Origin of the sequence: Duganella sp. Leaf61 (genome assembly GCF_001421905.1) — a bacterium.
Lineage (GTDB): Bacteria > Pseudomonadota > Gammaproteobacteria > Burkholderiales > Burkholderiaceae_D > Rugamonas > Rugamonas zoogloeoides.
Window position 1 is genome coordinate 326,938 of record NZ_LMLM01000030.1, and the last position, 22,549, is coordinate 349,486.

The following is a 22,549-nucleotide window of genomic DNA, read 5'->3' on the forward strand; positions in this document are numbered from 1 at the left end:
CAAAAAGTACATGAATCGATTTCATGTTAGCAGAACAATACCGCGCATGGCGTACGGTTCGCCGCCAGCCGAGCACGCCTTCGCCCGCATAGGAATATAATGACGCTCCCCTTGCCCAAAACTCCCCCATGCAGCCGCCAGACAAAACCCCGCACGACATGCGCACCGCCTTTCGCCGCGAGTTCGCCTCGCCGGAGGTATGGATCACCCGCACCGTGGTGGTGGGCGCGGCGGCGGTCGCCGGCCTGGTGGTGGTCGGTTTTACCTGGCTGGCCGAGCAGGCGCTGGGACTATTTCTCGATATCGCCAGCGTGGGCTGGTGGTTGCCGCTGCTGTGGACACCGCTGCTGTGCGGCGCCATCGTCTGGGTCACGCGGCGCTACGCGCGCGGCGCGGGCGGCTCCGGCATTCCGCAGGTGATGGCTGCGCTCGACCCGGCGCTGTCGGGCGGCAGGCGCCCCTTGCTGGTGTCGCTGAAACTGAGCCTGGCCAAGATCGGCCTCACCTCGGCCGGCCTGCTGGGCGGCCTGTCGCTGGGCCGCGAAGGACCGTCGGTGCAGATCGCCGCCGGCATCATGCTGACGGCGCGCCGCTGGCTGCCGCGCGGCAGCGGCGTCAGCGCCCATTCGCTGCTGGTCGCCGGTGGCGCGGCCGGCATCGCAGCGGCGTTCAACACGCCGCTGGCCGGCGTGATGTTCGCCATCGAAGAGCTGTCGCGCACACCCGAGCAGCGCAACAGCGGCCTGATTGTCTCCGGCATCGTGCTGGCCGGCCTGATTGCGGTCTCGGTCTATGGCAACGGCACCCACTTCGGCGTGATTCACCCCGGCCCGATCGGCCTGGCGCTGGTGGGACCGGGTCTGCTCGTCACTTTGGTGACAGGACTGGCCGGCGGCCTGTTCGCCCGGCTGCTGCTGGCCTCCCTGCGCGGCACGTCGCCCGACGCGCCGAGCCGCTGGCGCCAGCGCTACCCGGTGCGCTTCGCCATCGGCTGCGGCATGGCCGTGGCGGTGATCGGCGCGGTAACCGGCGGCGCCACCTATGGCAGCGGCAACGAGGCCACCCGTGCCCTGTTGGACAGCAACGGCCATGTGCCGGGCGGCTTCGCGCTGTTCAAATTCATCGCCACCTGGGTCACCGCATGGTCGGGCGTGCCGGCCGGGATCTTTGCGCCGTCGCTGTCGATCGGCGCGGCGCTGGGCCATGACGTGGCGTGGCTGACCAACTACCCGTATGCACCCGCCGTGATCGCATTGGGCATGGTGGGCTTTCTGGCAGCGGCCACGCAGGCGCCGCTCACCGCCTTCATCATCGTGATGGAAATGGTCGATGGTCACGGCATGGTACTGAGCCTGATGGCGTGCGCGGTGATCGCCAGCACCGTCTCGCGCGTGCTGACGCCGCCGCTGTACTCGGCGCTGGCGACGATCCAGCTGCCGCCCCGGCGCCGGCACGGCGCTGGTCCTGCGTCGAACTGAACCGGCCCCTGCGGCCTGGGCGGGAGCAGGAACAGGCTTCAGGCGCAGGCGGCCTCGCGCGCGCTGGCCTGCTCCAGTGCTGCCAGCGCCGTGGCCACGCCGGCCCGGTCGCCGCTGCGGCAGGCCGCTTCCAGCACTTGCGCGCAATGCCCGGTTTCGGGACAGCCGAACGTGGCTGCCGAGCCCTTGATCGAATGCGCCTCGTGAATCGCGGCCGGCAGGTCGCCGCCGGCCAGCGCGGCAGCAATCCCGGCCACCCGCTGCGCTATGCCGTCACGGAAAGTCCTGGTCAGCGCTGCAAACCCTGGCAAGTCGGAAAAATGTGCCGCCAGCGCCGGCTTGGGCAGGTGCTGCGCCACCACGCGCTCGAAGGCGGCGCGGTCGATCGGCTTGGCCAGGCAGTCGTCGAAGCCGGCGGCCAGGTAGCGTGCGCGGTCTGCCACCATGACGTCGGCGGTCAGCGCCACCACCGGCCGCTGGAAGCCGGCCTGGCGCAGGCGCCCGGTGGCGGTCACCCCATCTTCCACCGGCATGTGAATATCCATCAGCACCAGGTCGGGTAGTGTCGCCAGTGCGCGTTCGACGCCCTGCGCGCCATTGTCGGCGCCCAGCACCTCCACGCCCATGCCCTCGAGCAGCGCGCGGATCAGCATGCGATTGTCGGCGCCGTCCTCGACGACCAGCACCCGTCCGGCCAGTTGTGGCGGCGCGCGTTCTGGGCACGCCGCGGCGGCCGGCGCCGGCGCCGGCGCTGCAACCGCTGGCGCCTGCACCGATACCGTCATGGTGGTGCCGGCGCCCGCACTGCTGCTGACAGTCACGTCGCCGCCCATGGCGTTGGCCAGTTGCCTTACCAGATACAAGCCCAGGCCCGTGCCGCCGAAACGCCGCGCCACGGTGCTGTCGGCCTGGTTGAACGGCACGAACAGCGCGGCGACCTGCTGCGCATTCATGCCGATACCGGTGTCGCGCACGCTGCAGATCAGGACTTCACGCTCCTGGTCGTACCACAGCGTTACCTCGACCGCGCCCTGCTCGGTAAACTTGATGGCGTTCGAGACCAGGTTGAGCAGGATCTGGCGCCAGCGCGTAGGATCGCCCATCACCTGCGCCGGCATTGGCTCGCGCAGCGCGGCGTTGTAGGCGATGGCGCGCTGGCGCGCCGCGCCGCGCATCAGCGCCGAAACAGTCTCGAGCACCTCGGCTGGCGCAAACGGCACTTGCTCGAGTACCAGCTTGCCGGACTCCACTTTCGACATGTCCAGGACATCGTTCATCAACCGCAACAGGTGCTGGCCATTGCGGACAATGATGGCGCCCAGCTCGCCCGCTTCGGTGCGCCCTTGCTGCGCCAGCTGCTCGGCGAAGCCGATGATTGCCGTCAGCGGCGTGCGGATTTCATGGCTCATCATGGCCAGGAAAATCGACTTGGCTTCGCTGGCGTGGTCGGCTGCCGCCTTGAGCGTGCGCTGTTCGCGCAGCGCGAGATCGCGCTTGCGCATGGCGCGCCAGACCGTCACGCACGCGACCAGCACCGCCAGGGCGCACACCATGCCTACCAGTCCCAGCTGGCGGGCAAAGAATCGCCATTGTTCAAGGAACACCCGCTCCGGGATGACCACCTTGATCATCAGCGGGTAATGCGGTATCACGCGCTCGGCGGCCATCGTCGTGACCTCAGTGCCGGCACTGCGCAGCTGGCGCTCGATGTCCTCGTAGCTGCGCACATCGTGGGCGACGGTGCCAAGCAGGGCATCGTTCGCGGGCCAGCGCGCCAGCACGGTGCGGTCGCGCCGGAACAGCGTGACCGTACCCTCCCCATCGAGCTTGATCTTGCTGTAGAAGCTGCTGAGCTGCCGGCTCGAAATCCCCACCAGCACCACGCCGATAAAGCTGCCGTCCGGCGCGGCGATACGGCGCGACAGGTAGAACGTCCAGGCGCCATTGCCCTTGTTGCGCACCGGCGCGCTGACGTACAGGCCCAGGTCGGCGCGGGCGCGGTGCGCCTGGAAGTAATCGCGCTCGGCCAGGTTGATCGGGGGCGCGGGAAAGCTGCGGGTGAAATTGACGACCTGGCCGTCCGCCGCCACAATGCTGGCAACATCGATTTGCGGCAGGACGCGGTTGCGCTCCTGCAGGCGTTCGAACTCCTCCCTGCCGCCGAGGCGCCGGCGCAAGCCGTCGCCATCGCGCACGTCCAGCAGGCGGATGCGCTCGAGCATGCCGTCGAGCACCAGTTCGGCCGCGCTCATCTCGTGCGCGGTCTGCTCGGCCAGCAGCAAGGCGGTGCCGTCGAGCTGTTCGCGCCATTCCTCGACCTCGCTGTGCCTGGCGCCGTACAACGCGCCCCCCAGCGTCGCCGCGATGGTCAATAACAGCGCGGCGCCGGTGGCGATGATGAGGGTACGGGAGCGCCGGGAGTCGGGCATGTTCGAAGACTTCAGACGCCAGCGTGCTGGAAGCGCTGCTGGATCGCCAGCACGGCATCCATGTCGCGCAGCAGTGCATCCACGCAGGCAGGATCGAAGTGACTGCCCTTTTGCTCATGAAAATAGCCGATCGCCCGTTCGAGCGACCAGGCAGGCTTGTAGGGCCGGGCATTGGTCAGGGCATCGAACACGTCGGCCACGGCAATGATGCGTCCGTACAGCGGAATATTTTCACCGGCCAGGCCGTGGGGGTAACCGCTGCCGTCGTAGCGCTCGTGGTGGCTGATGGCGATCACGGCGCCGGCCTGCAGCAGCGGCGATTCGCTGCCGGCCAGGATGTCGGCGCCGATCTGCGGATGGCGCTGCATGATGGCACGCTCTTCGTCGTTGAGCGGTCCAGGCTTGAGCAGCACCGCGTCCGCAATGCCCACCTTGCCGATATCGTGCATCGGCGCCGCATCGCGCACCAGGTCGCACTCCGCTTCCGGCAGGCCCAACTGGACGGCGATCAGGCGCGAATATTCCGCCATGCGCGACAGGTGAAAACCGGTATCGGCATCACGAAATTCCGCGGCGCGGGACAGGCGGTGGATGGCTTCGTGTTCGCGCGCAACGATGTCGGCAGTGGCCTTGCGCACGGCAATGTCGAGCGTCTCCGCGCGCTGCGCCAGTTGCTGGCGGGCGTGTTGCAGCGTCAGCAGGTTGCCTATACGCACATTGAATTCGATACCATTGACCGGCTTGGTCAGAAAATCGTTGGCGCTCAAACGCAGCGCCTCGTGGCGGATCGCCACTTCGGTGGCGCCGGTCACCATCACCACCGGCACCTCGCGCATGCCCGGCAAGCCGCGGAAGCGGCGCAGAAACGCCAGGCCGTCGATGTCGGGCATCAGGTAGTCGACCACCACCAGGTCGGGCGTATGGTCAGCGCACCAGTCCAGCGCGGCCTGGGCGTGCCGAACCGGTACCGGGGTAGCCACGTCGAGCATGCTCAGCATCAGGCAAAACAGATCGAGGTTGATCTGGTCGTCGTCGATTACCAGGACTTTCATCGCATCACCCACTTGTTTGCGGCCGTGATCAACATGCAGTTGAACGGTCATCTTTTATGAGGGTAATTATGCCTCAAATCAACAACTGCTTGCTTGAAATTTACCTAATAATAATTTCCTGTTGCAAATTACGTGCACGTCAAAGACCAGGTCCGCCCAGCCCCCTGCCTGCCACCAGTTTGACCAACTCGAACCAGGCAACACCGAGCACGGCGGTCAGCATGCATACCGCGACTGTTGGCAGGTCGAGCGGTACGAATGCGAACAGGCTGCGCAGCGACGCCACACCCAGCACCAGCGCCAGTACCGCCGCTGCCAGCAGGCTGCCGACCGCAAGGTAGCGGTTGCGCCTGGCAGTCGGGCGCACCTCGGCGGCGCGCCAGCGGCGATTGCTGAAGATCAGCCCCAGGTTGGCCAGCACCAGGGTCACGAAAACCGCCGTGCGGGCCATGTCGGCCGCGTCTTGCAGCCACAGGTACATGCCGGTCAGCAGGCCCAGCAGGCCGCCTCCCTGCAACAGCCCGCATCGCAGGACCGCGTGATCGAACAGCTGCATGGATGGACTGCGCGGCGGCTGGCGCATGGCGCCGGGCTCGAGCGGCTCGGCGGCAAAGATCACCGAACAGGCGGGGTCGATGATCAGTTGCAGGAACAGGATGTGCGCCGGCATCAGCAACATCGGCCCGTGCCACAGCACGGGCAGCACCGACAGCCCCACGATCGGCACGTGGATGGCAACGATGAACACCAGCGCCTTGCGCAGGTTGGCAAACAGGCGCCGACCTTCGCCCACGGCGGCCAGCAGCGCGCCGAAGTCTTCACCCAGCAGTACCAGCGCGGCAGCCTCGCGGGCGACGTCGGTGCCGCGCGCGCCCATGGCGACGCCGATATCGGCCGCCTTCAGGGCGGGCGCGTCGTTGACGCCATCCCCAGTCATGGCAACGGTTGCGCCGCCCGCCTGGAACGCGCGCACCAGCCGCAGTTTCTGCTGCGGCGCGATGCGGCAAAACACCGAGGTAGCCGCCAGCCGCGCGGCCAGTTGCGCCGCGTCGAGCCGGTCGAGTTCCGGCCCGTTCAGGCAGGCCCCAGCGGCCGCCCCAGTGGCAATGCCGGCCTGGCGCGCGATGGCGATGGCAGTAGCCGGATGGTCGCCGGTGATCATCACCACCCGCACGCCTGCCGCATGGCATTGCGCCACCACGGCGGGCACCTCGGGCCGCAGCGGATCGGCCAGCGCGACCAGGCCGAGAAACGTGAAATCGAAGCCGGTTTGCACCGCCGGCAGCGCGGCCGCATCGGCCGTAGCGCACGCTACGCCGAGCACGCGCAAGCCCTGCTGCGCCAGCGCGGCCACCTGCGCCGTCACGGCAGCCGCCCGTGCCGGCGCCAGCCCGCACAAGGCCACAACCGCCTCGGGCGCGCCCTTGGCGGCCACCGCAGCAAGCCGGCCCGGCGCCCGCCACGCGCGCGACATGACCAGCAGCGTCGGCGCCACCGGGTAGTCGCGCAGCGGTTGCCATGATGCTGGCGCAGCCGCGCCCCACTGGTCGCCAGCCGCACCCAGGGCTGCTTCCATCGGATCGAACGCGGTACGGTGGCTGGCCAGCACCGCGTGTTCGAGCAACGCCCGCAGGTCCGCCGGCATGCTCGCGCCGGGCACCATCGCGCCGCTGCGCTCGGACCAGAGCTGTGCCAGCGCCATGCGGTTGACGGTCAGCGTACCGGTCTTGTCCACGCACAGCACGGTGGTGGCGCCAAGCTGCTCGATGGCCGGCATGCTGCGCGCCAGCACTTGCCGGCGCACCAGTCGCCAGGCGGCAATGCTGAGAAATAACGTCAATACTACCGGCAGTTCTTCGGGCAGCACCGCCATTGCCAGGGTCAGGCCGGCCAGCAGGCCGCGCAGCCAGTCTCCTTGCAGCCACCCGTAAAGCAGGCACAGCAGCGTTGCCAGCAACAGCCCGCCAGTGGCCACCTGCCGGACCACCTGGCGCGTCTGGCGCTGGATCGGTGTTGCCTGCGGCGCGATAGCCGCCATCGAAGCACCGATGCGGCCGATGGCGCTGCGCGCCCCGGTGGCAGCCACGCGGCCACGCCCGGTGCCGCCGGTGACCAGGGTACCCGCGTGCACCGTCGCACCTGCCGACCGCGACACCGGCACCGACTCGCCAGTGAGCATCGATTCATCGAACGCCAGGTTGGACGCGGCCAGCAACACCAGGTCGGCGGGCACCCGGTCGCCTTCGGCCAGCAGCACCAGGTCGCCTTCGACCAGCCCCTGCGCCGCGATGCGTTGCGGCCGGCCGTCGCGCAGTACCAGCGCGCGCGGCGACGCCATGCTGCGCAATGCGGCGAGTGAGCGTTCGGTGCGGCGCTTCTGGGCGTACGTCATGCCGACCACGATGACCACGAAGCCGAGCAGCATCAGCGCCTCGCCACGGTCACCGAGCAGCAGGTAGATGGCGCCGCAAGCCGCCAGCAGCAGGAACATCGGCTCGGTGACCACGTCCACCAGCAAGCGCCAGCGCCTCTCTTCGCCCGCGGCCGGCAATGCGTTGGCGCCCTGCGCGGCCAGCCGGGCAGCAGCCTCGGCGCTGGTCAGCCCCTCGGCCGGTTCGGCGGTGGTCGGCACGGCCATGATGGTGGCCCCACTCAATGTGCCATCAGCACGGGCAATGTCATGTGGTGCAGGATCGCCCGCGAGACGCCGCCGAGCAGCAGCTCGCGCAGCCGCGCGTGGCCGTAGCACCCCATCACCAGCAAGTCGGCGTCAGTCTCGCCGCACAGGCCCAGCAGGGCATCGCTGACCGCGTCGCCGGTCTCGCGCACGACGATCTCGATGGACACAGCATGGCGCGCCAGGTAGGTGGCCAGATCGGCGCCGGGCAGCGCCCCGTGGGCGTTGTAATGTGCGCCAGGATTGAACACGGCCAGCGTGACCAGCGTCGCCTGGCGCAGCAGCGGCAATGCCGCTTCCACTGCTCGGCTGGCCGCCATGCCGCCGTCCCAGGCCAGCACGATGCGCTCGCCGACGCGCTCGCCGATTTGCGTGCCGGTGTGGTCACGGGGTTGGCTGTCCGCCGCCGGCACCACGACCACCGGGCGCGGACTGTGCAGTATCAGGTGCTCGGGCGCAAAGGCGCCGGCCGGGGCCCGCAGCGCGCAGGGATCGGTCTCCTGTCCGACGACGACCAGGTCGGCGTAGCGCGACTGCTGGGCCAGCGCGGCAAGCAGGTTGTCGTCGGTGAGGCGCTGCTCGGGCGATGCCACACCCATGCGCGCCGCCAGCGCCGAGAATGACTGCAGGGCCTGCCTGGCACTGCCCTGAAATACGCCCAGGTCGTCCGGCAGCAAGGCCACGCCAGGTGCGGCCGCGTTGCATTGGTACACCAGTTCGTTAAGGCCGGTGCTCGCCAGGCCTACCAGATGGGCGTTATTGGCATGCGCCAAACGGCATGCGCAGGCGGCAATTTGCTCGCTGTGCGGCCCCGGCTGGACGTTAACCAGTATGGTTCGATAGGACATGGTGCCCTCCTGTAGAAATTGTCACCGTGCTGCGCTGCCTGCGGGCGGACGCAATACCAGCACCGGCACGGCGCTGTGCGCCAGCACCTTGTGGGTTTCACTGCCGATCAGCAGCGCGCGCCAGCCGCCGAGGCCATGCGAGGCCATCGCCACCAGGTCGCAGCCATGGCTGCGGGCGGCTTCGACAATCGCCTGGTACGGCAACTCGTGCTCCACCACCAGCGTGTCGCACGTCACGCCATGGGACCTGGCGGCAGCGGCCACCTGTTCGGCGCAGGCATGGGCTACGCTGCGGCGGTGCACCGCGTACAGCGGCGCCATGTCGGTCAGCAGGGCGGGACGCATGGCGACGAAATGCAGCGGCGCGCACACGTGCAGCACCGTGATGCGCGCGCCGACCGACCTGGCCAGTTGCGCGCACGGCACGATCGCCTCGAGCGACGGTGCACCGCCATCGGTGGGAAATAAAATATGGGTAAACATCATTGCCCCGTCATGGTTGGACGACGTACAGCCCGGGCGCGGCGCCCAGCACGAGTGCAGGCGGCGCGGGCGGCGCGACCTTGTGCGGCGACGAATGACGCGCCAGCCAGTGCTGCCAGTGCGGCCACCAGGACCCTTCGGTGCGGTGCGCGTGTTCAACCCATTGCGCAGCCACGGTGCGGCGCGGCCGTGCCGGTCCGGTGGCAAGGCTCAGATAGCTGCGCCCCGGGTGGCCCGGTTCGGACACGACGCCGGCGTTGTGGCCGCCCGAGGCCAGCACGAACTCGACCGGCACATCGCATAGCTGGTGGATTTTATAGACGGACCGCCACGGCGAAACATGGTCGCGCTCGGTAGCCAGCACGAACATCGGCGCCGTGATCGACGAGAGCAACACCGGCTTGCCGTCGATCAGGTAGCGGCCCTCGGCCAGGTCATTGCGCAGAAACAGCTGGTGCAGGTATTCGCTGTGCATGCGGAACGGCAGCCGCGTGCTGTCGGCGTTCCAGGCCATCAAGTCGTTCGGCGCGCTGCGCCGGCCCAGCAGGTATTCGCGCATCATGCGCGACCACACCAGGTCGCGCGCGTGCAGCAACTGGAACGACGCCGCCATCTGGTCGCCGGTCAGGTAGCCTTGCTCCCACATCAGGGCGTCGAGAAAGGCCAGTTCGCTGTCGTCGATAAACAGGCCCAGCTCGCCCGGTTCGCTGAAATCGGTCTGCGCCGCGATCAAACTGATGGACGCGAGCGGGGCCGGCAGCGGCTTGCGCCCGGCCACCTGGTCGTCGCCGTGCAGCGCCGCCGCCATTGCCAGCAGGGTGCCGCCCAGGCAGTAGCCGACCGCGTGCACCGGCGCGCCGCCGCCCACGGCGCCGGCCTGTTCCAGCCCGGCCAGCAAGCCCTGGCGCAGATAATCGGCCAGGCCCAGGTCGCGGTCACGGGCGTCCGGGTTGCGCCATGAAATCATCAGCACCGTGTGGCCCTTGCGCACCAGATAGCCTACCAGCGAGTTGTGCGGCGACAGGTCGAGAATGTAATACTTCATGATCCAGGACGGCACGATCAGCACCGGCTCGCGGTAGACGGCGTCGGTTTGCGGGTTGTACTGGATCAGCTCGATCAGGGCGTTGCGGAACACCACCTTCCCGGGCGTGAGCGCGACGTCAACACCGGGGACGTAAGGCGCGCCGAGCGGCTCGGAGACGGCGGCGCCGGGCGGTACCAGGTGGCGGCACGCATCCTGGCGCCAGTTGAGCCAGCCCGCCGCCAGGCTGGCGCCGCCGCTCGCCCAGGCGGCGCGCAATATCTCGGGATTGGTCCAGGGGAAATTTGACGGCGACCACATGTCGAGCAGCTGGCGTGCCGCAAAGCGCACCACCTCGGCATGGTGCGGCCCCACCCCGGCCACGCCGCTGGTGGCGCGCTGCCAAAAATGTTCGACCTGCCTGAAACCCCAGGCATACTGGCGGAACGGCCAGGCGCCCCAGGCCGGATCGGCAAACCGGCGGTCGTCATCGGGCGCGGCGCTGGCGGATGCCCCGGCCAGTGCGCCGGTCCAGCAGCCCGCCAGCTCGGCACATTTGCCCGGCGCCACCAGCAGGTGCAGGTACCAGTCCTGGAACGCCAGTCCCATGGCCAGCGGCGAGATGCCGCCGGTGGCCCGCGCCACCAGGCTTTTGACGGACATGTCCAGCGGGTCCTGGCGGTCCGGCCGCAGCGATGCGGCCCCGGCCGAAGAAGGCGGCACCGGCGCGGACGACTGGCGCGCGACGACGCGTAACGGCGATGACTTCATATGCGCTCCCGTTCAAGGATGTGCAGTGATTATGCTGATCGATGTCGTGGGAGGTATTTGATCGAGATCAAATACTTCGCCAATCACCCCGTCCTACACTGTTTGCGCCACCATCGCACCCACACAGCAGAGACGGCCATGGACCACGACACCATCGACAACATCACCTACGACGAGCTGCATATCGGCCAGTCGGCGCGCCTGGCGCGCACAGTGGGCAAGGAAGACATCGTGGCGTTCGCGGTGGTTTCGGGCGATATCAACCCCGCCCATCTCGATCCTGACTACGCCAGCCAGACCGCATTCCACGGCGTGGTCGCCCATGGCATGTGGAGCGCGGCGCTGGTCTCGCGGCTGCTGGGCACCGCGCTGCCCGGACCGGGCACCATCTACCTGGCGCAAACGCTGCAGTTCCTCCGGCCCGTGCACCTCGGCGACGAGCTACGCGTCACGGCCACCGTCACGGCCAAGGACGATAGCAGTGGCCACGTCACGCTCGACTGCGAGATCAGGAACCAGGGCGGCGCGCTGGTGCTGACCGGCGTGGCCACCGTGCTGGCCCCCGCCGTCAAGGTGCGCTGGCCGCGCGCGCGCGCGGCGCAGCTCACGCGCACGGCGCCGGCCGCGCTGGCGATGCTGCTGGCCAGGTACGACACCGGCCTCCCGCCCCGTTCCACCCCACCCTGACCGTTCCCGAAGGAGAATGCCATGTCCTACAAAACCATCCTGGTCCATGTCGACCAGTCGCCGCATGCACCAGCGCGCATCGCGCTGGCCGTCAACCTGGCGGCAGCCGAAGAGGCGCACCTGGTCGGCTGCGCGCTGACCGGCATCACGGCAGAGTATTACCGCAACATGAACATGACGTACGGCGGCCCGCTCAACCAGGACCACCTCAACGAACTCAAACGCGATGCCGAGCTCGCCCTCGACCGTTTCGAACAGCAGGCGCGTACAGCCGGCATCAGTTACGAGCGGCGCTGCAGCAACGACGAGGCCGACGTCGGACTGGTGCAGCAGGCGCGCTTTGCCGACCTGGTGGTGCTGAGCCAGGCCGACCCGGCCCTGACCGGCCCGTCGATGCTGGGCCAGTTGCCCGAGCATCTCGCACTGCACGGCGGACGGCCGGTGCTGCTGGTGCCGTACGCGGGCGCCTTTCACCACCTCGACCGCCATGCGCTGGTGGCCTGGGACGGCAGCCGCGCGGCCACGCGCGCCGTCACCGATGCCCTGCCGCTGCTGCGCAACAGCGCCAAGGTCACGCTGGCAATGTTCGAACGGGCCAGGGATGGCCAGCTGGCCGAGCTGCCCGGCACCGACATCGCACCGTACCTGGCGCGGCACGGCGTGCGGCTCGAGGTCGTGCAGCAGTTCACCCATGCCGGCTACGACGTGGGCGCCGCCCTGCTCTCGCTGGCGGCCGACCAGAGCGCCGACCTGCTGGTGATGGGCGCCTACGGCCACCAGCGCTGGCGCGAAATCCTGCTTGGCGGCGTCACGCGGCGCGTGCTGCAGTCGATGACCGTGCCGGTGCTGATGGCGCACTGACGCCGGGTTGGCGCATGGTCAGGCCACGACATCCAGGCTGACCTGGACCAGTGTGCCGCGCCCGTTGGCGCGCGGCTGTACCACGATGCGGCCGTGGTGCTGTTCGACGATTTCCTTGACGATCGCCAGTCCCAGGCCGTGGCCGCCGGACTGCGCGCCGGGCACGCGATAATACGGCGTGAAGATGTGCGCCAGTTCTGACTCGGCGATCGGCGGACCGTCATTGGCCACACCAAGCAGTACCGTGCCGTCCACCACGTCGAGCGTGACCGCGATGTCGCCGTGCGGGTCGCCGTGCGACGAGGCGTTGTCGATCAGGTTTTGCAGCAGCCGCTGCAACTGGGTGGGTTCGCCCAGTACATGGCACGGCTGCTGCACGTCGAGGCCCACGGTCTGGCCGCGCCGCGCCACCAGCGGCTCGACCGCGCCGATCACCTCGCAGCACAGCTCCGGCATCGACAGCCGGCGCATTGGTTCGGCATCGTTGCCGGCGGTCAGGCGCCCCAGCGCCAGCAGCTGCTCGGCCAGCTTGCTGGTGCGGCGGGCACCGTCCATCGCGCATTGCAGCGACGTTTGCAGCTGCTGCGGCCCCTCGGCGCGCAGCGCGTTTTCCATGTGCAGCTGGACCGCGGCGATCGGCGTGCGGATCTCGTGCGCGGCGGCGTTGAGGAAGCGCTGCTCGCGCTCGAACGCGGCGCGGATGCGGTCGAGCAGGTGATTGAGCTCGGTGATGATGGGCGCCAGCTCCACCGGCGTGGCCGGCAGCGCCAGCGGCTCGAGCGACTCCGGCTTGCGCGCGGCGATGCGGGCGGCCAGCTGCGACAGCGGCCGCATGCTGCGCAGCAGCAGCAGGTTCACGGCAATGAGCATGAACACGCCGCCCACGGCCAGCGGCGTAAGGATCGACATGCCGATGTCGTGCGACATCTCCTGGCGCACCTCGTCCTTTTCTGCCGTCAGCACCCACACGTTGGCCGAGCGCAGCGCAAACACCTGCCACGGCACGCCGTCGATCATCTGTTCGGAAAAACCGGCCTTCAGCGGCGCCAGCGCCTCGACCGGGGACGACGCCGACTTGGCCAGCAGGGCGCCGTCGTCGCGCCATACCTGGAACGCGATCTTGGTTTCGTAGCGGTGGCCGTACACGCGCGGCAGGTTGCTGGGATCGGTTTCAAGTTCGTGCGGCAAGGCGATCACCAGCGGCCGGCTGATGGTGGCCGACGACAGCTGGTGCGCCACCAGCGCCTCGAGCACGCGCGCGGACGTGGCCAGCCTGGCGCTGAAGAGCTCGTCCGATTCGCGGCGCGCCACGTGGTGCGCGCCAAGACCGATGCCGGCAAAGATCAGCAGCATGCACAGCAGGGTGGCGCCCACCAGGCGCCAGCGGCCGGAATAGAGCCGGGTCGTCATGCGACCAGGTCGCCGAGGCGGTAACCGACGCCGCGGATGGTCTTGATGACTCCCGGGCTGATCTTGCGCCGCACGTGGTGCACATGGACGTCGATGCTGTTGCTCTCGATACCCTCGCCCCAGCCGTACAGCAGTTCCTCGAGCTGGGTGCGGTTGAACACGCGCTGCGGGTGCTCGGCCAGTTGCAGCAGCAGCATGAACTCGAGCCGCTGCAGCTCCACGCCCTGCCCCTGCCACTGCACCCCGAGGTTTTCCGGTTCCAGTTTGAGCGCGCCTACCTGCACCTGGTTGACCAGGCGGCCGGTACGGCGCCGGCCCAGCACCCGCAGCCGCGCCAGCAGCTCGTCGAGCTCGAACGGCTTGACCAGGTAGTCGTCGGCGCCCAGGTCCAGCCCTTCCACGCGGTCGCGCATGGCGTCGCGCGCGGAGAGGATCAGCACGGGAATCGGGTTGCCGGCGCGGCGCGCCGCTTTCAGCACCTCGGTGCCGTCGAGCCCGGGCAAGCCCAGGTCGAGCACCATCAGGTCGAAGGGATTGTCGGCCACGGCAGCGACCGCAGCGACGCCGTCGCTGACATGCTCAACCAGATAATGCGCCTGCCGTAACGCCACCAGCAGACCCTGCGCGATGAGCGGGTCATCCTCGACCAGTAGTATTCTCAATGCATCTCCCCCTTGCTGTGCATTATTTGGCTTTCGCCGCGATTTTGTCCAGCAGTTGATCGATTTCCTTGCGGCGGCCTTCGTCGGCGATGGCGCGCCCGGGCCGCGCCGGCGCCTGCAACGCCTTGTTCAGTACGCGGGTTGCTTCCGCATAGTCGCCCTTGCGAAACAGGTAATCGCCGTAAAAATAATTGGCGTCGATGCCGTCCGGATTGACGGCCAGGCCCTTCTTCAGCAACTCCAGCGCCTTCTTGTCGTCGCCGAAGCCGATCGGCCAGCCCGGCACCTGGTAATACAGCGAGCCGAGGCTGGTGTAGCCGGAACCGGCCAGCGCGTCCGGGTTGATGGCCAGCGCCTGCTCCAGCGCGGTCCTGGCGGCCTTGGCGTTGGACAGTGCGCCCAGCCCGCCCTTTTCGCCAGCATAGGTCGATTCGATGATGGCCTGCCAGATCAGCAGGTCGGCGCTGCCGGGGTTGGCAGCGGTGGTCTTGCGGGCCTCGCCCAGCAGGCGCTCGAGCTGCGCTTCGCGCGCCGGCGCCGGTGTGCGGTACCGGATCTGCTCCCACTGCTGTTGCAGGCGCGCGACATCGTCGCCCGTTGCGGCCCACGCGATATGGGCGGACAACACGCACAGGGCCAGCAGCGCAACGATACGAAGGCGGAAAGTCGGTGTCATGGTGTGGTCTTTCATAAAATGTTTACACGGGCAGGTACTTGCGGATGATGCGCAGCTGCTTGCGGATGGCCGCGTCCGGCACGGCCGGCAGCAGGCCGTTGAGGCGCACGAAAAAGCGCTCCTTCGCCCCCAGCGTCAGGTGGCCGCGCTGCCCGCCCAGGAACGCGGCAAAGGCGGCAGCCACCTGCTGCGGCGTGTCCTGCGCTGTGCCGAGCTCGCGGTTCATGGCGGTGACGGCATCGGTATTGATGGCCGTATCGGTGGCGCGCGGCGCAAACGAGCGCACTTCCACTGCCGTATCGGACAACTCGCGCCGCAGTGCCTGGGTAAAGCCTTTCAGGCCCGCCTTGCTGGCGCCGTAGGCGGCAAAGCCGGGGAAGCCGAGCAACCCCAGCGCGGAGCCGACGTTGACGATCTGCGCGGCCGGGGCAGCCTTCAGTTGCGGCAGCAGCTGGCGCGTGAGCAGCATCGGCGCCAGCAGGTTGGTGTCGAGCAGCGCGCGGATCGCGTCCACCGGCTGCGACTCGAAGCTGTGGAAGTCGCTCAGGCCGGCGTTGTTGACCAGCAGGTTGAGGCCGCCCATGCTGCGCGCCGCCGCGTCAATCGCGGCCAGGGTGGACGGGTCGGTCAGGTCGCCGCACACCACTTGCACCGGCACCTTCAGCTCGGCGCGCAGGGCGTGCAGCGGTCCTTCGCGCCGTCCCACCAAAATCAACGCGTCCGTCAGCGGCGCCAGTTCGCGCACGATGGCCGCACCGATGCCGCCGCCGGCGCCCGTGATCACGGCCCGGTAACGCGGGCGCTGCATGGCAGCCATCACGCGTCTCCTTCGAACACGGCTGCGCCGCGCGGCAGGCTGCGGAACACGTCGCCGTACAGGCCATACATCCTGCGCGCGACATGCAGCACCGCGTCGCGGTCGTCCTGGCGCTCGAGCCGGTTGACCAGCGCCTCGAAAAAGGCCACGTGTTCGAGGTCGAGGCTGCCGTGCGAATTGAGGTAGCTGAACGCCTCCGGCGGCAGCGCCAGCGCGCTGCGCATGGTGTCGGCGGCGTGGGTGGCCAGCGCCGTGCTGGTGCCTTCCAGCACGTGCACCATGCCGAGGAAACCGACCGGGTTGCGGCGGTCGACCTGGTGGTAGGCGTAAGCCACCATCAGCTCGGTGCTGGCGTGCGGCTCGCTGTGGCGCACGGCGTCGGCATCGCCGCCGCAGGCGGCGATATCGGACAGGATCCATTCCTGGTGCCCCACTTCCTCCTCGATGTATTCGGCCATTGCCTCGCGCAGCCACTCGTGGCTGGCGTCGAGGCGGCTGCCGCACGCCATCAGCAGCGGCACCGTGTGGCGCACGTGGTGGTAGGCCTGGGTGAGGAAGGCAAGGTACTGGCCCTTGGTGACCTGCCCGCGCAGCGCATCCTGGATGATCGGGATGGAAAACAGCTGCTGGCGTTCGAGGTCGGACTGGGCTTTCAGGGTGTCGAAGAAGTTCATGCAATGTGCTCCAGGTTGTCGTACAGCGCGGCGATGTCGGTTGCGTAATGGCGGGCGATGGCGGCGCGGCGCGGCCGGCCGTTGGCGGTGGACAGGCCCGTCGCCGGGCCCCACGGCGGCACCACGCGCCAGCGCCGCACCTGCGCATAGTCGGGCAGGTCGCGGTTGGCCAGCGCCACCGCTGCTGCCAGCTGCTCCGGCGTCAGCGCGGCGCTGACGGGCACCAGCAACGCCCCCAGGTAAGGCATGGCGTCGCCCACCACCACGACCGCAGCGAACGCGCCGCTGCCCAGCAGGGCCGATTCCGGCCACTCGGGCGAGACGTTGCGCCCGTACCCGGTGATCAGCACATCCTTCTTGCGGCCGTCGATATGCAGGAAGCCGTCGGCGTCGAGGTGGCCCAGGTCGCCGGTGGCGAGCCAGGAGCCGACGGCGGCGGCCGGCGCCTGGCCGAGGTAATGACCGGCACGCCCGCCCACCTCGATCTCGCCGTCGGCGGCAATGCGCACCGGGCGGTGCGGCAGCGGCCGGCCCACACTGCCGACCCGCTCGCTGCCGGGCAGGTTCAGTGCCACCACCGAGCAGCACTCGGACAGGCCGTAGCCTTCGAAGACCGGGATGCCGCGCGCACGGGCCGCCTGCAACAATCGCGGCGGCGTGCGGGCGCCGCCGACGGCGACAAAGCGCAGGCTGGCCAGGCGCGGATCGTGGTCGGCAGTGACCGCCACCAGCGCCTGCAGCATTTGCGGCAGCACGATGATGCTCTGCGCCTGGTAGCGCGCAATGGCCGCCAGGCAGCGCTGCGGATCGAACTGGCTGGCGCCGGACAGCCCAGTCTCGGCCAGCGGCGGGCAGATCACGGTGGCGCCGCTGAGCAGCGCCGTGTACGGCCCGGCGATGTTTTCCAGCAGCACGCTGAACGGCAGCAGGCACAGGTGGCGCTGCAGCTGCAGGCCGGCCAGCCCGCGCTGCAGCGCGCCGGCCAGTTGCCACTGCTGGTCGGCATCGAGGCACACGCCCTTGGGGCTGGACGTGGTGCCGGACGTAAACGTGATTTTTTGCGTGGCGTCCAACGCCGCGCCGCCGGCCCTGGTGGCCGCCTCGTACAGGCCCAGCGGCCCCGTCAGCAGCGACTGCGCGCCGAAGCCGAGCGCGGCGGCCTGCTCCGGCAGCGCGCAAAGCAGCGCCGTGCAGCCGCTCTCCATCAGCACGTGGTGCCACTGCGCCGGCGTGAAGAACAGCGGTAGCGGCACCAGCGTTACGCCCAGTTGCTGGGTGGCGAGGTCGGCCACCAGCCATCCGGGGCCGTTGTCGGCCAGGATGGCCACCGGGGCCTCGGGCCAGCGGCGGGCCGCCAGCGCGGCGCACACCTGGGCGACGCGGGCGCGCACCTGGTCGGCGTCGAGCGCGGTGACGCCGTCGGTCAGCACCGGCACGCCGGGGGCGTAGGCATCAAGCAAGTTGTCCATAGCCGTATCGAATATCGCCATACATCACCTTGGGTTGGGTTTCGTAGTAATTGCCCCAGCGCCGGCCGGTATCGGCCAGGCGCGCGGGGTCCGCCACTGCCAGCACCTGGGGCTGGAGTCGCAGTCGGGTAAAGGAATTGAGCAGGCTGACCGTGGCCGTAAAGGCCACCCAGCGCAGGCCAAGCTGGTGCAACAGCCGCGTGGTGCTGACGATCAGCGCACGCGCCGCACCGGGATGGAAGGCAGCCAGATTGCCGACTTCGACGATCTCGGCGCGCGCCACCGGGTCGGCCATGCGCGCGCCCAGCGCCGCTTCGAGCGGCTGATCGAGGTACTGTTCCAGGAACATCGGGCCGCTTGCGGCCAGCGTGTAGCCGAGCGCGGCCACCCAGCGCCCCTGCTCGTCGCGGCAACCGAGCAGCACGTCGCAAAAATGGCTGATCTCGGCGCCGTAAGAATCAAAAAAGGCATGCGCGATAAACGCTTCCAGTTCGAGCCGCCCGGACTGGCCACGAACGAAGGTCTCGACCTGGAACTGCGCTGGCCTGGCCGGCGCCGTGCGCGGCGTGGCGGCAGGTGCATACGATGTGGCAAGAACATCTGGCATGGCATTATTCTCAACGTTATTGTTGCGTTGGAATAACTCTATCCGGGGAACATTATCCCCAGATTAACCGGCCGTCAGGACAGCCGCGCTGCCAGCGCAGCCAGGGTAAGCACGAGGACCGGCACGGTCAGCACCACGCCGACGCGCACGTAGTAGCCCCACGAGATGCGGATGTCCTTGCTGGCCAGGACGTGCAGCCACAGCAGCGTGGCCAGGCTGCCAATGGGCGTCATTTTCGGCCCCAGGTCGCTGCCGATCACGTTGGCGTAGATCATGGCCTCGCGCACGGCGCCCTGGGTGGAGGTGGCGTCGATCGACAGCGCGCCCACCAGCACCGTGGGCATATTGTTCATCACCGACGACAGCAGCGCGGTCAGAATACCGGTGCCGAACGCCGCGCCCCACACGCCGTAGCCGGCGCACCAGTCGAGCGCAGCGGTCAGATAGGCCGTCAGCCCCGCGTTGCGCAGGCCATAGACTACCAGGTACATCCCCAGCGAGAACACCACCACCTGCCACGGGGCGCTGGCCAGCACGGCGCGCGTGGCAATATGCGGGCCGCGCGCAGCCACTGCCAGCAGCACCGCCGCACCGCCGGCCGCCACCGCGCTGATCGGCACGCCGAGCGGCTCGAGCCAGAAGAAGCCCACCAGCAGCAGCGCCAGCACCGACCAGCCGGCGTTGAACGTGGCGCGGTCGCGGATCGCGGTGCGTGGCACGCGTAATGACGCCATGTCGTAGCGGCCGGGAATATCGCGCCGGAAGAACCACAGCAACGCGACCAGCGTAGCCGCCACCGACACCAGGTTGACCGGCGCCATGACGGCAGCGTAACGCGCAAAGCCGATGTCAAAATAATCGGCCGAGACAATGTTGACCAGGTTGGACACCACCAGCGGCAAGCTGGCGGTATCGGCGATGAAGCCGGCCGCCATCACGAATGCCAGCGTGGCTTGCGCCGAGAACTTCAGCGCACGCAGCATGGCAATGACGATGGGCGTTAGGATCAGCGCCGCGCCGTCGTTGGCGAACAGCGCAGCCACGGCAGCGCCCAGCAGCACCAGCAGCACGAACAGGCGCGTGCCACTGCCCTGCCCCCACCGCGCCACGTGCAGCGCCGCCCACTCGAACAGGCCGGCCCGGTCGAGCAGCAGGCTGATGATGATCACCGCGACAAAGGTGCCGGTGGCGTTCCAGACGATATGCCACACGACCGGGATATCGCTGGCATCGATCACCCCGGCCAGCAAGGCAGCGGCGGCGCCGGCAGCGGCGCTCCAGCCGATACCGAGCCCGCGCGGCTGCCAGATCACCAGGGTCAAGGTGACAAGAAAAATCAGCAAGGCAATGAGCATGGTGTTTCCGGGTCAGTTGCGCTGCAAGGCGCCGATGGTGTCCAGCGCCGCCTTGAGCGCAGCGCGGTCGCCAAGCAGTTGCGCCAGCGGCAATGCCAGGAAAGCTTCGATGCGGGCGCGGATCAGGCGGTAAGCGTGCTCGAACGCGGCATCGATCTGCGCTGGCGTGCCCACCACGTGGCTCGGATCGTCCACGCCCCAGTGCGCGCGCACGACCGGCCCGAGGTAGGCCGGGCAGGTTTCGCCGGCAGCACTGCCGCACACGGTGATGACGATATCGGGCGTGACGTCGAGGTCGTGCCACGATTTGCTGTAATAGCCGTCAGTCGATATGCCCCTGGCGTGCAACAACGCGACCGCGTGCGGATGCAACTGGCCGGCCGGCTGGCTGCCGGCGCTGAGCGCCCGCCACCCCGCTGGCGCCAGGTGGTTGAAAATCGCTTCCGACAGCACCGAGCGGCACGAGTTGCCGGTGCACAGGAACAGGATGTGGCGAGGATTATTTTGCACGTGTGTGCTCCGCGATGCTGGCGGTGGTGCAGCCGGCCGGCCCGCACGGTACGCCGCCGCAGCAGTTTTCGGTGAGGTAACCGATCAGGCCATTCATCACGGCCACGTCGGCCGCGTAGATCACGAAGCGGCCCGCGCTGCGCGACGTGATCAGGCCGGCGTGCACGAGCTCCTTCAGGTGGAATGACAGCGACGATGGCGCAATGTCAAGCTGTTCGGCGATCTTGCTGGCGGCCATGCCATCGGGGCCGACTTGCACCAGCAGCCGGAAAATCGCCAGCCGGCTTTCCTGGGCGATGGCCGACAGCGCGGCGAGAACTTGCCTGGTTTCCATTACATAACTTTCATAGTTCAACGATAGTCGAAGTATTTTACCTGCAAAGCCTGCAATAGTTCAACAATTATCGAATTGACGTTCTTCGTACCGCGCCGCCCGCGCGATCAAGGTGCGATCAAGGTGCGAGCAACCCGATGCGTTGCGCGTGAGTGCGCTGCCAGTCACGCCTGAACCGGCAGCACGCTCACGCCATGCGCCGCAATCGCCGCACCGCGATCACGACTGCCGTGGCGCTCAACAGCAAACCGCCGGCGCTCAGCGCGATCAGCACCGCGATGCGCGCCCAGGCCGGCGACAGCAACGCCGGCACATCCCAGCTGTGCAAAAAATTGAACAGCCAGCGCCCTACCCGCTGGGTACTGTCGATGCTCAGCGCCACCTGGCCGGTGGCCGCGTCGAGATACACCCAGGTATGCCCCGGATCGTCGAACACCACGCGCAAGGCCGGCAGGCGCCGCTCGTTGCCGCCGTACATGGAGGCGTCGCCGCGCTGGTAATAGTAGGCATCCGGTGCGGTTACCATCTCGAACGATCGCACCGGGTAAGGCAGCAGCTTGCGCGCGACCGCCTCCAGACGCGCCGGCTCCCACTGCTTCGTCACCGTCAGTGCGTCGCCGCAGGTTGCGGAGATGCGCGAGTCGCAGTGCATCGTCGGGGGCAGTCCGTGACTGCCGGCCGCCACGATGCGCGTACCGTTGTGGCCATCGCGCGCCACGATGAACGGCTCGCCACCGAGCACGCGCCATTCCAGTTCGCGCGGCTTAAACGACTGCGTTTGCAGCAGCGCCAGCACTTGCGCCACCGGCTGCGCCAGGCGCACGCTGGCCGGCGTGCCGCCCTGCATGGCTGCCGCATCCGGTTTGGCGCCCCGCGCATTGAACACCCCCAGCGGATTCATCGACATCAGGCCGCTGAACATCCAGGTGCACAGCACCAGTCCGAAGGCAAGCCCCAGCACGTGATGCCAGCGCATGGCGAACTCGCGGTAAGGCGTGCGCGCGCCGCTCTTGTAGCGGCCATTGAAACGCCAGCGCTGCACACCGTTTACCATCCCCGTCACCGCCGACAGCACGCCCACGGCGGACAGGCCGATCAGGGTCCAGGTCCACACCGGATCGGTGTTCTGCTGGCGCAGCATGTAGAGCCAGTGCAGCCAGGCGCCGGCGAAGTTCCAGTACCGCTCTGCGCGCGGCGCATCGAGCATCACCTGCCCCGTTGCCGACGACACGTACACGCGCGTGGCCGCGTCGTCATCGAGTTCCACCACGTGCAGCGGCCGGTGGAGGTTCAGGCCGCGCGAGTGGGTCCAGCGATCTTCCTCCACCAGGCCCGCGTAGCGGGCCGGTGCGCCAGGCTTGAACATGCGTGCCGCGGCCACCGCCGCCTGCGCATCGGGCTTGGGCGCAAGCGCGCCGGTCGCAGCATCCACCTGCGTGGTGCGGCCATCCTGCTCCAGCAGCTGGTAATGCGCACGGCCGGCGATCGAGGTCAGCGTGATGGCTTGCACGACGGCCGGGCGATGGCTGCGCGCCAGCGCCTGCGCCGGCTCGATGCAGCAGCCGGCGGCGAGCGGCGGCAAGGCGGCCAGCCGTTCGGCCGGCGTAAGCTTCGGGTAGCCGACGAACAGCATCACCATGCCGCTGACAAACCATAGCGCCATCAGTGCGCACATGGCGATCCCCGTCCAGCGATGGATCAGGTACAGGATGCGGCGCATTACCC

The 22,549-nt window shown here is 68.5% G+C and carries 20 protein-coding genes; 3 read left to right on the forward strand and 17 right to left on the reverse strand.

Annotated elements, in window-relative coordinates; genetic code table 11:
• The first annotated feature begins 128 nt into the window (after window positions 1–128).
• Window positions 129–1,478, forward strand: coding sequence for a chloride channel protein (locus ASF04_RS21590; protein WP_056146540.1), 1,350 nt, complete (start codon window positions 129–131; stop codon window positions 1,476–1,478).
• A gap of 38 nt (window positions 1,479–1,516) precedes the next feature.
• Here ASF04_RS21590 and ASF04_RS21595 read toward each other — a convergent pair whose 3' ends face one another.
• From ASF04_RS21595 to ASF04_RS21620, 6 genes are all read right to left on the reverse strand, one after another.
• Entirely contained in the window at window positions 1,517–3,907 is a 2,391-nt protein-coding gene (locus ASF04_RS21595) for a hybrid sensor histidine kinase/response regulator (RefSeq protein ID WP_056146542.1), read from the reverse strand.
• 11 nt (window positions 3,908–3,918) lie between these two features.
• Window positions 3,919–4,959, reverse strand: coding sequence for an HD domain-containing phosphohydrolase (locus tag ASF04_RS21600; RefSeq protein ID WP_056146644.1), 1,041 nt, complete (start codon window positions 4,957–4,959; stop codon window positions 3,919–3,921).
• A 139-nt stretch (window positions 4,960–5,098) separates the two neighbouring features.
• On the reverse strand, window positions 5,099–7,597 hold the full coding sequence (locus tag ASF04_RS21605; RefSeq protein ID WP_056146544.1) for a cation-translocating P-type ATPase: 2,499 nt from the start codon (window positions 7,595–7,597) through the stop codon (window positions 5,099–5,101).
• A gap of 14 nt (window positions 7,598–7,611) precedes the next feature.
• The gene (locus ASF04_RS21610) at window positions 7,612–8,484 is read right to left on the reverse strand and encodes a universal stress protein (protein WP_082488932.1); all 873 of its coding nucleotides are present in this window, start codon (window positions 8,482–8,484) and stop codon (window positions 7,612–7,614) included.
• 21 nt (window positions 8,485–8,505) lie between these two features.
• Window positions 8,506–8,970: a universal stress protein gene (locus ASF04_RS21615; RefSeq protein ID WP_082488933.1), complete on the reverse strand. Its 465-nt coding sequence runs from the start codon at window positions 8,968–8,970 to the stop codon at window positions 8,506–8,508.
• 7 nt (window positions 8,971–8,977) lie between these two features.
• Window positions 8,978–10,762, reverse strand: coding sequence for an alpha/beta hydrolase (locus ASF04_RS21620; RefSeq protein WP_056146550.1), 1,785 nt, complete (start codon window positions 10,760–10,762; stop codon window positions 8,978–8,980).
• A 138-nt stretch (window positions 10,763–10,900) separates the two neighbouring features.
• On the opposite strand from ASF04_RS21620, the gene ASF04_RS21625 reads away from it, so the two are divergent.
• Together ASF04_RS21625 and ASF04_RS21630 are read left to right on the forward strand one after the other, a co-directional pair.
• Window positions 10,901–11,449, forward strand: coding sequence for a MaoC/PaaZ C-terminal domain-containing protein (locus ASF04_RS21625; RefSeq protein ID WP_056146552.1), 549 nt, complete (start codon window positions 10,901–10,903; stop codon window positions 11,447–11,449).
• A 21-nt stretch (window positions 11,450–11,470) separates the two neighbouring features.
• Window positions 11,471–12,310, forward strand: a complete 840-nt coding sequence (locus tag ASF04_RS21630) for a universal stress protein (RefSeq protein WP_056146554.1) — start codon at window positions 11,471–11,473, stop codon at window positions 12,308–12,310.
• Window positions 12,311–12,328: 18 nt separating this feature from the next.
• Here the strand turns inward: ASF04_RS21630 and ASF04_RS21635 are convergent, their stop codons facing one another.
• The 11 genes from ASF04_RS21635 to ASF04_RS21685 all read right to left on the reverse strand — a co-directional run bounded on the left by ASF04_RS21635 (window position 12,329) and on the right by ASF04_RS21685 (window position 22,544).
• The gene (locus tag ASF04_RS21635) at window positions 12,329–13,720 is read right to left on the reverse strand and encodes a sensor histidine kinase (RefSeq protein WP_056146555.1); all 1,392 of its coding nucleotides are present in this window, start codon (window positions 13,718–13,720) and stop codon (window positions 12,329–12,331) included.
• Window positions 13,717–14,382: a response regulator transcription factor gene (locus ASF04_RS21640; protein ID WP_056146557.1), complete on the reverse strand. Its 666-nt coding sequence runs from the start codon at window positions 14,380–14,382 to the stop codon at window positions 13,717–13,719. The genes ASF04_RS21635 and ASF04_RS21640 overlap by 4 nt, the downstream gene beginning before the upstream one ends.
• Before the next feature lie 22 nt (window positions 14,383–14,404).
• On the reverse strand, window positions 14,405–15,058 hold the full coding sequence (locus ASF04_RS21645) for a tetratricopeptide repeat protein (protein WP_229205154.1): 654 nt from the start codon (window positions 15,056–15,058) through the stop codon (window positions 14,405–14,407).
• A gap of 22 nt (window positions 15,059–15,080) precedes the next feature.
• On the reverse strand, window positions 15,081–15,875 hold the full coding sequence (locus ASF04_RS21650) for an SDR family oxidoreductase (RefSeq protein WP_056146561.1): 795 nt from the start codon (window positions 15,873–15,875) through the stop codon (window positions 15,081–15,083).
• Window positions 15,875–16,549: a TenA family transcriptional regulator gene (locus tag ASF04_RS21655; protein WP_056146564.1), complete on the reverse strand. Its 675-nt coding sequence runs from the start codon at window positions 16,547–16,549 to the stop codon at window positions 15,875–15,877. The genes ASF04_RS21650 and ASF04_RS21655 overlap by 1 nt, the downstream gene beginning before the upstream one ends.
• On the reverse strand, window positions 16,546–18,018 hold the full coding sequence (locus ASF04_RS21660) for an AMP-binding protein (RefSeq protein ID WP_056146566.1): 1,473 nt from the start codon (window positions 18,016–18,018) through the stop codon (window positions 16,546–16,548). The genes ASF04_RS21655 and ASF04_RS21660 overlap by 4 nt, the downstream gene beginning before the upstream one ends.
• Window positions 18,002–18,625 (reverse strand): thermostable hemolysin, encoded by a 624-nt coding sequence (locus tag ASF04_RS21665; RefSeq protein ID WP_056146568.1) that lies wholly within the window; start codon window positions 18,623–18,625, stop codon window positions 18,002–18,004. Before ASF04_RS21665 ends, ASF04_RS21660 begins: the two co-directional genes overlap by 17 nt.
• Before the next feature lie 74 nt (window positions 18,626–18,699).
• Complete coding sequence (locus tag ASF04_RS21670) at window positions 18,700–19,980, reverse strand: arsenic transporter (protein ID WP_056146571.1); 1,281 nt, start codon at window positions 19,978–19,980, stop codon at window positions 18,700–18,702.
• Window positions 19,981–19,992: 12 nt separating this feature from the next.
• On the reverse strand, window positions 19,993–20,490 hold the full coding sequence (locus ASF04_RS21675; protein ID WP_056146574.1) for an arsenate reductase ArsC: 498 nt from the start codon (window positions 20,488–20,490) through the stop codon (window positions 19,993–19,995).
• Window positions 20,480–20,824 (reverse strand): helix-turn-helix transcriptional regulator, encoded by a 345-nt coding sequence (locus tag ASF04_RS21680; RefSeq protein WP_056146576.1) that lies wholly within the window; start codon window positions 20,822–20,824, stop codon window positions 20,480–20,482. Before ASF04_RS21680 ends, ASF04_RS21675 begins: the two co-directional genes overlap by 11 nt.
• Window positions 20,825–21,011: 187 nt before the next feature.
• On the reverse strand, window positions 21,012–22,544 hold the full coding sequence (locus ASF04_RS21685) for a PepSY domain-containing protein (RefSeq protein ID WP_056146579.1): 1,533 nt from the start codon (window positions 22,542–22,544) through the stop codon (window positions 21,012–21,014).
• Window positions 22,545–22,549 lie beyond the last annotated feature (5 nt).

Bases quoted from the DNA above. Each gene is read 5' to 3' on its own strand.
- ASF04_RS21590 (WP_056146540.1), top strand. From the start codon at position 129: ATGCAGCCGCCAGACAAAACCCCGCACGACATGCGCACCGCCTTTCGC.
- ASF04_RS21595 (WP_056146542.1), bottom strand. From the start codon at position 3,907: ATGCCCGACTCCCGGCGCTCCCGTACCCTCATCATCGCCACCGGCGCC.
- ASF04_RS21600 (WP_056146644.1), bottom strand. From the start codon at position 4,959: ATGAAAGTCCTGGTAATCGACGACGACCAGATCAACCTCGATCTGTTT.
- ASF04_RS21605 (WP_056146544.1), bottom strand. From the start codon at position 7,597: ATGGCCGTGCCGACCACCGCCGAACCGGCCGAGGGGCTGACCAGCGCC.
- ASF04_RS21610 (WP_082488932.1), bottom strand. From the start codon at position 8,484: ATGTCCTATCGAACCATACTGGTTAACGTCCAGCCGGGGCCGCACAGC.
- ASF04_RS21615 (WP_082488933.1), bottom strand. From the start codon at position 8,970: ATGATGTTTACCCATATTTTATTTCCCACCGATGGCGGTGCACCGTCG.
- ASF04_RS21620 (WP_056146550.1), bottom strand. From the start codon at position 10,762: ATGAAGTCATCGCCGTTACGCGTCGTCGCGCGCCAGTCGTCCGCGCCG.
- ASF04_RS21625 (WP_056146552.1), top strand. From the start codon at position 10,901: ATGGACCACGACACCATCGACAACATCACCTACGACGAGCTGCATATC.
- ASF04_RS21630 (WP_056146554.1), top strand. From the start codon at position 11,471: ATGTCCTACAAAACCATCCTGGTCCATGTCGACCAGTCGCCGCATGCA.
- ASF04_RS21635 (WP_056146555.1), bottom strand. From the start codon at position 13,720: ATGACGACCCGGCTCTATTCCGGCCGCTGGCGCCTGGTGGGCGCCACC.
- ASF04_RS21645 (WP_229205154.1), bottom strand. From the start codon at position 15,058: ATGACACCGACTTTCCGCCTTCGTATCGTTGCGCTGCTGGCCCTGTGC.
- ASF04_RS21650 (WP_056146561.1), bottom strand. From the start codon at position 15,875: ATGGCTGCCATGCAGCGCCCGCGTTACCGGGCCGTGATCACGGGCGCC.
- ASF04_RS21655 (WP_056146564.1), bottom strand. From the start codon at position 16,549: ATGAACTTCTTCGACACCCTGAAAGCCCAGTCCGACCTCGAACGCCAG.
- ASF04_RS21660 (WP_056146566.1), bottom strand. From the start codon at position 18,018: ATGGACAACTTGCTTGATGCCTACGCCCCCGGCGTGCCGGTGCTGACC.
- ASF04_RS21665 (WP_056146568.1), bottom strand. From the start codon at position 18,625: ATGCCAGATGTTCTTGCCACATCGTATGCACCTGCCGCCACGCCGCGC.
- ASF04_RS21670 (WP_056146571.1), bottom strand. From the start codon at position 19,980: ATGCTCATTGCCTTGCTGATTTTTCTTGTCACCTTGACCCTGGTGATC.
- ASF04_RS21680 (WP_056146576.1), bottom strand. From the start codon at position 20,824: ATGGAAACCAGGCAAGTTCTCGCCGCGCTGTCGGCCATCGCCCAGGAA.
- ASF04_RS21685 (WP_056146579.1), bottom strand. From the start codon at position 22,544: ATGCGCCGCATCCTGTACCTGATCCATCGCTGGACGGGGATCGCCATG.